This window comes from Massilia alkalitolerans DSM 17462 (assembly GCF_000427785.1).
Taxonomy (GTDB): Bacteria; Pseudomonadota; Gammaproteobacteria; order Burkholderiales; family Burkholderiaceae_D; genus Telluria; species Telluria alkalitolerans.
In genome coordinates this window covers 1-7074 of record NZ_ATYR01000061.1, presented here as the reverse complement: position 1 = coordinate 7074, position 7074 = coordinate 1, and the positions used below count along the sequence as shown (strand labels likewise).

Below are 7074 nucleotides of genomic sequence, written 5' to 3'. Positions count from 1 at the left end.
TCGCGCACTTCTCGCTCCAGCGCCTTGATGCGCTCTTCTTCAGCTGTGGTCGGGCCTGGACGCTGCCCGGTATCGCGCTCCTGCTGGCGTACCCAGCGGCGCAGCGTCTCAGGCGTGCAGCCAATCTTGGCCGCGATCGACGTGATGGCGGCCCACTGCGATTCGTACTCGCTGGCAGCCTCGCTGACCATGCGCACAGCGCGCTCGATGACTTCGGGGGAATACTTGGGTTGCTTCTTCATAGCTCCATTTTCTCAAACATTGGAGCCTCTACAAAACCCGGGGCGATTCATACTGCCTGTTTACTTCTTATAGAAGTTACATCCCGGGCAAAGATGCCCCCTGCTTGCTAACGACAGCAAGCTCGCATCTCTGCCCGGCGGTGCGTGAATCGCCCGGGCATACCGGTTCGCGCAAATGCGCCGGTACTCCAGCCAGACTTCAAGCGAATTTGCTCGCTCCTACCTCACCTCTAGCTGCTGCCCAGTGTGCGCCCATGGTATCCCGCTTGACGCTCTTGTTCCTCGTCGACCGCGGGGTTTCGAGCCCTCTCCTCCGACGAAGTGGTATACGCAATGGTTTTATTCTTTTCTGTTCATCCGCTTGCTACCTTTTTGGGAAGAACATGCATCGCAACTGTCTTCCCAAGGTAAAACACCTGACAGATGCGCTCTATCTAGGCCCTGGGCTCAGCTCGCACACGCGGTTGTGCCAGCTCATCAAGAATCGGACAGTCAGGGTGGGCATCGCCATGGCAGTTCTTAGCCACGTGCTGCAGCTGGTCACGAATTGACTGCAGCTTCGCGATGTCATCATCGAGCTCGGCGATATATCGCTGAGCTAGTTCCTTCACGTCGGCACTTTGTCGGCTACGGTCCTGCCATAGGCTCAGTAAGGTCTTAATGCGCTCGAGCGAGAAGCCCAGGTCACGAGAGCGTTTAATGAAGCGCAACGTTTGGACATCACCCTCGTTGTATTGACGATAGCCTGAATCAGTGCGATTTGCAGCAGTAATCAAGCCTATGCTTTCATAGTACCGGACCATTTTTGCGGTCACGCCTGAGGCGTCAGCAGCTTGTCCAATGTTCACACCATTTTTCCTTTAGAAATGGTCCGCTCCTCCTAGGAAGCGGCGCGCTGTTCTTTGCTTAGGCGCCCCCGCACGAGACCGGGCGCTGCCTTGCCTACAACCTAGTTACGCCCTCGCCGCAAGGGAGTGACAGTTGTGACAGTCTGCCGCATTCGCAGCGCGCGTATTAACCGACGGCGCCGAAGAGCGCACCAATGCCTGCGGTCACACCCATGGCAAGGGCGCTCCAGAATGTAACCCGCACGACGCCGGGCAAGATACGTGCGCCTCCTGTCTTGGACGCGAGCCCGCCAAGGATTGCCAGCGATACAAGCGCAGCTACCGCTACGGATGGAATCAAAATCGCTGTGGGTGTGACCACAGCAACCCCAAGAGGTAACGCGGCACCGACGGCGAAACTTGCAGCTGAGTAGACAGCAGCCTGCAAAGGCCGCGCCGTGGTTGTTTCAGAAATGCCTAGCTCATCCCTGGCATGGGCACCGATTGCATCATGGTCCATCAACTTCTTGGCCACCTGTGTTGCAAGGGGGTGGTCGAGCCCTCGTCGTACGTATATTGCCGTCAGCTCCGCGTGTTCGTCAGAGTAGTTCTCGTGAAGTTCTGTTCTTTCTTCTGCAATGGCAGCCCTCTCGGTATCGGCTTGGGACGACACCGATACATATTCACCTGTGGCCATAGACATTGCGCCAGCAACGAGACCTGCGATACCGGCGGTCAAGATGTTTTCGTGCGCCGCGCTTGCTGAAGCGACACCTAGGATGAGACTTGCAGTAGACACAATTCCATCATTGGCTCCAAGCACCGCGGCGCGTAGCCATCCGATTGCTTCAATTCGATGCCCTTCGGTATGGCGTATTCTCATTTATCTCGTTCCAAAAGTTGGCGCAGCAATGCCAAGTGCCGTAATGAATGAGCACATCAATATCAAGCACCTGTCAGCTGAAACGGTTATAGGTAATGGTTTGATAACACCGAAATCCATGCCAAGGCAGCAATAGCTAGGGACAGGGTTACAGCGGCGCTGCCCAAATCCTTAGCCCGCTTAGACAATGGATGGCGTTCAAGTCCAATGCGGTCTACTACGGCTTCGATTGCAGAATTGATGATTTCCACCAGCAGAACCAGCAGCAAAACAGCAACAAGAAATGCTTTCTGAAACAATGGGACCGGAAGCATCATGGCGACAACGGTAGCAACTAAAGCACCCATGAGTTCTTGTCTGAAAGCGTGCTCGTATCGCCAAGCATCTCGGAAACCATCCATCGAGTTGACGAAGGCGGCAAAAATGCGGCGATAGCCGGCCTTACTTTTAAAATGACTTATTGGTGGCTGGTCCATAGATTTATAAAATGTGAAAATTCTTATCTTGCAAGTTGCTTTCGCTTTGAGGCCTGGTACAGTGGCTGAAGAAATGTTTGGCTCTATGTGCGTGGCCACATCCGCTCGAAAACTCCATCTCGGTCAAGAAACAAATGCTTCAGTGCTGCCAGCACATGTAGCGCAATAGCTGCCACTAGAATCCAAGCAATCCAAGAATGAATAGTGAAAAACTGCTCTTTCAGCATGTCGTTCTTGGACGCCCAATCTAGTGTTGCGAAGCCGAAATACGCTATGCCATCCCCGCTGAACGAAGCACCAAGATAACCGGTGGTTGGCATCAAAATTAATAAAAGATACAGCAGTTTATGAGTGTAACGTGACGCTTTGACTTGCCAGACGGGCAGCGATGACGGTAAAGCAGCAGGTACATGTCTTAGGCGCCAGAAGAGCCGCATTACGATGAGCGCTGCCGCTGTAAGACCGAGGGATATGTGAAGGCTGAAAAGCCATTCACTACCTGGCTCTTCTTCGACCGACATCATATACCAGCCTAAACCGACAAGTCCGGTAATTAAAACTGCAAGTGTCCAGTGAAAAAAGATGGCTGGACTACTGTACCTATCTGAATTCCCGCTAGTTGCTTCTTGAGACGTCATAAATACCTTTCTGAGTTGCTGCGCTTTGCTGCTAACACGCCAATGACTTTAAACGTGGCGATTCCTACACACAGAGTCCGTAAGCCCCGTACCGGACCTCGACTGCACCCGTTGGTGCTCATCAAACGCCGTATTTCATCAAGGTCAACCTCTTGATTAAAGGCATAAGTGCCCTCCGACATAGCAACGTGGACAACGCTATTAGTAGCAAGCACGTGGAGCGCAATTTCATTACACCATGTTCAGTGTCAAGACTTTGTTAACAGCTCACTTGACGCGGATTGCGGTGAGTGCGTAGACGTACCCCTCTCACATTTTGGAGAGTGCGAGCTATTTCTTCAGATTCGATATAGTATAGGGGGGTAGGGTATCAGGCACCAGTTGAGACGAACGGTGTCGAGATGAGAGCCCCTCACACTGATGTCTACTTTGCTAGAGGAACTATGCACACAGGAGTGCTTTACGCCCTGCTCGCTGCAGCGCTTTTTGGTGCAAGCACCCCGTTTTCCAAGCAGCTAACTGGGAGCGTCGACCCGGTCATGCTCGCAGGATTGCTTTACTTGGGTAGCGGTCTAGGATTGGCGACCTGGTTCGCGCTTAGACGTGCGTTGGCGCCCGACAGTGGCCCGGCCCTTGTCCCAAAAGGTGACCTTCCCTGGCTCGCAGGCGCAATCTTGTCCGGCGGCATAGCTGGACCGGTCCTCCTAATGGTCGGGCTGGTCAATACACCAGCATCGTCAGCGTCACTGCTCCTCAACCTTGAAGGCGTGTTGACAGCGATGCTAGCGTGGTTCGTATTCAAAGAAAATTTTGACCGGCGAATTTTCCTCGGCATGGTGTTCATAGTCGCGGCCGGGGCACTGCTCTCTTGGAGCGAGCGACCAGAATTCGGTATTCCATGGGGGCCACTAGCTATCGTAGCGGCCTGCCTGTGCTGGGCGATTGATAACAACTTGACTCGTAAAGTTTCCGCTAGCGACCCCGTCCAAATTGCATGCCTTAAAGGTCTAACTGCGGGTACCGTCAACCTGGTCATTGCGTTCTCGCTTGGGCAGCAACTGCCTGAGGCGACAACCGTTTTGACCGCCGCAACGGTCGGATTATGTGGCTATGGAATTAGCCTAGTGCTCTTCGTCTTGGCCCTTCGCCATCTTGGCACCGCGCGAGCCGGCGCATATTTTTCGGCAGCACCTTTTGCTGGGGCCCTAATTGCCTTGGTCATGTTTGGGGAACGTCCAGGCATCGCTTTTTGGACTGCAGCTGTGCTCATGGGTATTGGCCTCTGGCTGCATCTGACAGAGTCGCATGGACATGCACATGAACATACGATGTTCGAACACGAGCACGTTCATGACCACGACACCCATCATGAGCACGAACACGATGCAGGCGTCGACACAAGTGCGCCGCACTCGCATCACCATGTTCACGAGCCCCTTACGCACTCTCACGAGCACTATCCGGACATCCATCATCGGCACGACCATGCGACCCAGCCAAAGAGCAAGTAGCTTCGCGCATACGGGCGGCAGGATGGCACGAGACTCCACACGCTTAGCTGCAGGTGGGCTGAAATCGTCACGCACCTTGGGGTCTAGGACGTGGGCGATGTGCCTATACACCGAAACCACAAGAGCACTTTGCATCATCTTCCCGAACGCGAACCTTCGTGGTAGAGTCGCACCATGTTGAAGTTCCGCAATCCGCTCGCGCTCATCTTGCTCGTCATATTTCTGGCGAACATGGGCCTATGGAGCCTCACTAACAAGTCAGTGACTCATGGCTTGATGCATGACGATGTTGTCCAGTTAGCTGCGGACCACGACCATCATGAACTGATGTCTAGTGACACCACCGACGATGACACTCTGACGTCGGTTCAACACAACGCACTTCACGCCGCGGAACACATTCAATTCATTTCCGGCATTCCAGGCAACGCGCTTCGCGTTGAAATTGAAGTTAGCTCTATCTCCCTGCACTTCCCTCCGCAGGCGCTTCCGCGTCCAGCGTTAGACCAGCCGTTCAAACCACCTCGCCGTACCGTATTTGCAGCCTAAATCCGTCCGTTTTTCTGAGAGTGCCCAAGTAGCTCTCTCTGCAAAACAGACTTATTAAGGCGTTCGTGGACGACTACGTTGTCCCATCGCTTGGTTGCGCCCTTCCCTTTTCTAGCATCTACCTTGACTGCTGACGCCGCATTGCGTCCGCATGTCCAATTCGTCATATCGAGAAATTTATGAGAACAAAAGTCACGCTCCTATTGCGGTTGCTGCCGGTTGCATTGGCGTTCCACTCCAGCTCTTACGCGGCAGAGCGCCAGGCCAAATTTACGGTTACTGACCAGCAGATGAAGGCATTGAGTATCCAAACTGCTCCTCTTCAATCTGGGGCCCAGCCGGTCATGTTGTCGCTTCCTGCGCAAGTAAGCGTACCTCCCAACCGAGAGCAGATAGTCAGCACCCCACTATCGGGACTGGCGACTCAAGTACTCGTCCAGCCGAACCAGACGGTCCGCCAAGGAACCGCTTTGGTTCGCATTAGCAGTCCAGAACTTGGGCCTCTTCAGTTGCAACTGCTCCAAGCGGCAAGCCGCACGAATCTCGCTCGCAAGGCTTCCCAGCGCGAAAAAGCTTTGTCCGACGAAGGCATTATTGCGCGCCGGCGTCTCGAAGAAGCACAAGCGAGCCTGTTAGAAAATGAAGCGGCGCTGCGCCAGGCCAAAGCGGCGCTTCGCTTTAGCGGTATGGCAGGCCCACAAATTGAGCGCGTCATTGCTACCGGCAAACTGGAAGATGCCATCACGCTGTCGGCTCAGAGTGCAGGTACCGTGTTGAGCGTTGATGTCAAGCCAGGCCAGCGCGTTGAACCGTCTGTCGCCCTAATCCACGTAGCCCAAGTAGACCGCTTGGCGTTGGAAATCCAGGCGCCGACAGTCCAAGCCGCCGCATGGCGAACCGGCAGCAAATTGACACTCCAAGGCCGCCCGGGCACTGCTACCGTAACAAGCATCAGCCCAATCGTAGCGACGAGCAGCCAGACGGTCGTTATCCGGGCTTCTATCGACGCGGGTACGAGCGGTCTTCGTCCAGGTGAGCTGGTTACCGTCCAATTTCCTTTGCCAGCAACAAGTGGCTCTTGGGATATCCCTCTCTCGGCTGTAGCCCATGACAACCAAGATGCCTATGTGTTTGTTCGCAATGGAGCAGCTTTCGAGGCCCGTCCGGTAAAAGTACTCAGCAGCGCCGGACAGCGGGTGCGCGTTAGCGGGAGCCTTCGCGCGGGCGAAAAAATTGCAGTGTCCGGAGTCATCGCGCTCAAAGGCTCCTGGCTTGGCGAAAAGGGAGGCGATTGATGCTATCCCGTCTGATTCAGGTCTGCCTCTCGCAGCGCCTGTTCGTGCTTCTGGCCACTTTGATGGTCGCCGGTGCCGGCTGGTATGCCTTCACGCAGCTGCCTATCGACGCGTTCCCGGACGTTTCGAGCACACAGGTCAAGGTCATCATGAAGGCACCCGGTATGACACCGGAGGAGGTCGAAAATCGCATTGCCGTGCCTATTGAAGTAGAAATGCTCGGCATACCAAACACCAAGATTTTGCGCTCGGTGACCAAGTACGGTTTGGCCGATGTGACTATCGATTTCCAGGATGGGACCGACCGCTACTGGGCACGGCAGCAGGTAAGCGAGCGCCTTGCGGGCATTTCGGAAAGTCTACCCGCAGGTATCAGCGGCGGCATGGCGCCTATCACGACGCCACTGGGCGAGATGTACATGTTCACAGTTGAGAGCGAGTGAATCGCCCCGGCTTTCGTGGAGGCCGGTTAGTGTGAGTCAGGCCGGAACAGCCTGACTGCTCAACTGCTTGTAATAGTTTGCCTCAGCTTCCGCTGGCGGTATATAACCGAGCGGCTCCAGCAAGCGGTGGTGGTTGAACCAGGAAACCCATTCCAGCGTGGCCAGTTCAACGGCTTCACGTGTTCTCCAAGGAGCACGGCGGTGGATCAA

Annotated in this window: 8 protein-coding genes and 2 pseudogenes; 4 read left to right on the top strand and 6 right to left on the bottom strand. The window is 54.8% G+C overall.

Going from position 1 to position 7074, the window contains the following annotated elements:
• The 5 genes from YWC_RS0126605 to YWC_RS32510 form a co-directional block, all read right to left on the bottom strand.
• Positions 1-242: transposase (locus YWC_RS0126605; RefSeq protein ID WP_027868069.1), on the bottom strand; the 242-nt coding region annotated here is incomplete at its 3' end.
• Between the two features lie 434 nt (positions 243-676).
• Positions 677-1090 (bottom strand): Cu(I)-responsive transcriptional regulator, encoded by a 414-nt coding sequence (gene cueR, locus YWC_RS0126600; RefSeq protein WP_027868068.1) that lies wholly within the window; start codon positions 1088-1090, stop codon positions 677-679.
• A gap of 166 nt (positions 1091-1256) precedes the next feature.
• Complete coding sequence (locus tag YWC_RS0126595; RefSeq protein WP_027868067.1) at positions 1257-1952, bottom strand: VIT1/CCC1 transporter family protein; 696 nt, start codon at positions 1950-1952, stop codon at positions 1257-1259.
• An 86-nt stretch (positions 1953-2038) separates the two neighbouring features.
• The gene (locus tag YWC_RS34150) at positions 2039-2527 is read right to left on the bottom strand and encodes a diacylglycerol kinase (RefSeq protein WP_307177235.1); all 489 of its coding nucleotides are present in this window, start codon (positions 2525-2527) and stop codon (positions 2039-2041) included.
• Positions 2512-3066 carry a cytochrome b gene (locus tag YWC_RS32510; protein WP_084416626.1) on the bottom strand — a complete coding sequence of 185 codons (555 nt, stop codon included), beginning with the start codon at positions 3064-3066 and terminating at the stop codon, positions 2512-2514. Before YWC_RS32510 ends, YWC_RS34150 begins: the two co-directional genes overlap by 16 nt.
• A 443-nt stretch (positions 3067-3509) precedes the next feature.
• On the opposite strand from YWC_RS32510, the gene YWC_RS32505 reads away from it, so the two are divergent.
• The 4 genes and pseudogenes from YWC_RS32505 to YWC_RS0126570 form a co-directional block, all read left to right on the top strand.
• Positions 3510-4577: a DMT family transporter gene (locus tag YWC_RS32505; protein ID WP_084416625.1), complete on the top strand. Its 1068-nt coding sequence runs from the start codon at positions 3510-3512 to the stop codon at positions 4575-4577.
• A 174-nt stretch (positions 4578-4751) separates the two neighbouring features.
• A complete protein-coding gene (locus YWC_RS0126580; RefSeq protein ID WP_027868065.1) occupies positions 4752-5126 on the top strand; it encodes a hypothetical protein in 375 nt (124 codons plus the stop codon).
• A gap of 179 nt (positions 5127-5305) precedes the next feature.
• Positions 5306-6421 carry an efflux RND transporter periplasmic adaptor subunit gene (locus tag YWC_RS32500; RefSeq protein ID WP_027868064.1) on the top strand — a complete coding sequence of 372 codons (1116 nt, stop codon included), beginning with the start codon at positions 5306-5308 and terminating at the stop codon, positions 6419-6421.
• A pseudogene (locus YWC_RS0126570) lies at positions 6421-6861 on the top strand (efflux RND transporter permease subunit); the annotation flags it as partial. The gene YWC_RS32500 and the pseudogene YWC_RS0126570, both read left to right, overlap by 1 nt.
• Before the next feature lie 39 nt (positions 6862-6900).
• On the opposite strand, the pseudogene YWC_RS33225 reads toward YWC_RS0126570, so the two are convergent.
• Positions 6901-7074: pseudogene (locus YWC_RS33225) on the bottom strand (IS3 family transposase); the annotation flags it as partial.